Consider the following 2,781-nt stretch of genomic DNA (forward strand, 5'->3'; position numbering starts at 1 on the left):
GTTATATATTCATATACAACTGTTTTTGTTATTAAATAAAAATTTATAAACTTGTCTACAAAGTGTTATACTTTATAGGCAAATTTTTACATTACAACATAATAATTTGTTACAATGTAATTATTAGTTGTATAAAAATTCTAAAAATATTATTGGGAGGTATTGTTTATGAAGGTAATTTCTTTAATTGAAAATATTTCTGGCTCCAAAAACTTAAAATCTGAACATGGTTTATCTTTGTTCTTAGAAATTAATGATAAAAGATATATATTAGATACAGGAAAAAGTGGAGATTTTATAGAAAATGCTAAAAATTTAAATATTGATTTATTAAATTTAGATGCACTTGTAATATCTCATAATCATTCAGACCATATTGGTGGTATAGATAAATTTTTTGAAATTAATAAAGATATTAATGTTTATATAAAATCGCAAGCTAAATTATATGAATATTTCTACCATAACGAAAATCAGCAAGAAAACTACTATATAGGAAATAGAAAAGGCTTGTTTGAAGATTTTAATAAAAACTTCATTTGGATAGATGATTTTTACAAACTTAGTGAAAATCTTTATATCTGCTCTGATAAAAACAATAATAAAGATTTCTTTTGTAGAGACAAAAATCTGTTAAAATTTAAAAACAATATGTTCATTGAAGATGATTTTAAGCATGAATTATTCTTAGTATATGTGGATGGAGACTATGTATCAATAATAAGTAGTTGTAGTCATAGTGGAATTGTAAATATCGCTCATACGGTTAAAAAATACTTTCCAGATAAATCAATTAAGTTTATTATTGGAGGATTTCATATGGATAATTTATCAAAACAAGGTGGACTTAACTGTTCTACAGAATACATAGATGATGTCATAAAGGAACTTAACACAATTGGTTTTCAGAAAATATATACATTCCATTGTACAGGACTAGTTGCATTTGATTACATGAAAGAATTACTTGGAGACAAAATAGAATATTTTAAGACAGGTGACTTTTTAGAAGTGTAATTTTATAAACTAAAAATAAAAAAATAAAATCCCAATATATCTATAGATAGATTGGAATTTTATTTTTCATATAATCATAAAGTATTTATAAACTAGTTAGACTCATTTTTTGTTCTCTTAGTCATATAAGCATACACTGGTAATCCTATAGCTGTTATTATAAGACCTCCAACAGATATCATAGTAGTTTTCATACCTGCAAAGCATAATTGATTAACTACGACAAATATACCACTCACTATAGCTATTATTGGAACAATTGGATATAGTGGTACTTTGTATTCTCTTGGTATATCTGGATGAGTTTTTCTAAGCTTCATTACCCCTATAAATGTCAATACATAGAATATCCAAGTAGCAAATACTGCTAAATCAGTTAATAAATTAAATTGACCTGATAAAGCATAAATAGCTGCAAGAACAGATACTAATACTATAGAATTTGCTGGAACTTGAGCAGAATTTAATTTAGAAAACACCTTATATTTAGGCAAAGTTTTATCTGTTGCCAAAGTATAGGCCACTCTTGAACCAGTTAATAAGAATCCATTTAATGCTCCAAATACTGAAATTAATATACCTACAGATATTATTTTTCCACCTATTGAACCAAATATAACCTCAGCAACTGCTGATGCTGGTGAAGCGTAAGTAGCTAGTTCACTAGCTGGTAATACCCAAAGATATGCCAAGTTTATTACAAAGTAAACAGCCATAACTACTGATAATCCACCTATTATAGCTTTTGGAAGGTCTTTTCCTGGATTTTTCATTTCTCCAGCCAAAGTACCAACATTCATCCATCCATCAAATGCAAATAATATAGCAATTAAAACTTGACCTATTACACTACCTAGACTTAGTCCTTCACCAACCATAGGACTAAGTATTGGATTATCTCCACCACCTTTAATAAATCCAACAATCATTATTAATATAAGTGGTATTAATTTACATATCGTAGAAATCGTTTGTATAGCTCCCCCAGTTTTTGAACCCAACATATTCAACCCTGCAACTATCACTATAATCCCAATTGCTATTGGAAGTAATAATGATGAATTACCAATTAAAGCTGATGCTTGCTCTCCAAATATGACACCTAATGCTGCCATCATCCCAGGATAAAATAATACAATTTGCATCCATCCAGTTAAAAATCCTAATTTATCTCCATAAATCTCTTTTATATATACCATCATTCCACCAGTTTTTGGTATTGCAACTGATACCTCTGCAGCTGTAAGCCCAGCTGTTATAGTTATGATTCCTGCTATTAACCATGCCAATATACCAAGTCCTGGAGCTCCTCCAGTTAATGTATAAACTGCTTGTGGTTTAAAAAATACACCTGCTCCTATTACTGAACCTACAACAGTTGATAACGCTGCAGATACACCAAGAGTCTTTTTTAGCTCACTATTTCCCATTTTTTTCCTCCTACTTCATCTTATTTAATTTTAATTTCATAGTTATATAAGCATCTATTATGCCAATATTATAGAAAAATAGTTTTTATTATTTATTAAAATAAAATAACATATGCTAAGCTTTTGTAAATTTTAATTTTAACTAAAATTAAAATTTTTAAAAAAAATTATAAAAATTAAAAATCCAAATACGATGATACTTTCTTCATAACAGTTAAATTGTTTTACATTTAAATATCCATTTGCCTCTTAGAATAGCTTACATCCATAAGGCAAAATTAATTTAAATCTTTTGCAATAAAATTTCACTGTTTTTCAAAACATTTTATTATAT

General features: G+C 27.6%; 2 protein-coding genes. One reads left to right on the forward strand and one right to left on the reverse strand.

The features are described 5' to 3' along the window. Positions 1-168: 168 nt before the first annotated feature. Positions 169-1,017, forward strand: a complete 849-nt coding sequence (locus tag KGF52_RS20735) for an MBL fold metallo-hydrolase (protein WP_227841479.1) — start codon at positions 169-171, stop codon at positions 1,015-1,017. 92 nt (positions 1,018-1,109) lie between these two features. Here the strand turns inward: KGF52_RS20735 and KGF52_RS20740 are convergent, their stop codons facing one another. Beyond that, positions 1,110-2,447 carry an amino acid permease gene (locus KGF52_RS20740; RefSeq protein ID WP_227841480.1) on the reverse strand — a complete coding sequence of 446 codons (1,338 nt, stop codon included), beginning with the start codon at positions 2,445-2,447 and terminating at the stop codon, positions 1,110-1,112. Between the last annotated feature and the right edge of the window lie 334 nt (positions 2,448-2,781).

The sequence above is a fragment of the Clostridioides sp. ZZV15-6597 genome (assembly GCF_020657815.1).
In the GTDB taxonomy this organism is placed as follows: Bacteria; Bacillota; Clostridia; order Peptostreptococcales; family Peptostreptococcaceae; genus Clostridioides.

Bases quoted from the DNA above. Each gene is read 5' to 3' on its own strand.
- KGF52_RS20735 (WP_227841479.1), top strand. From the start codon at position 169: ATGAAGGTAATTTCTTTAATTGAAAATATTTCTGGCTCCAAAAACTTA.
- KGF52_RS20740 (WP_227841480.1), bottom strand. From the start codon at position 2,447: ATGGGAAATAGTGAGCTAAAAAAGACTCTTGGTGTATCTGCAGCGTTA.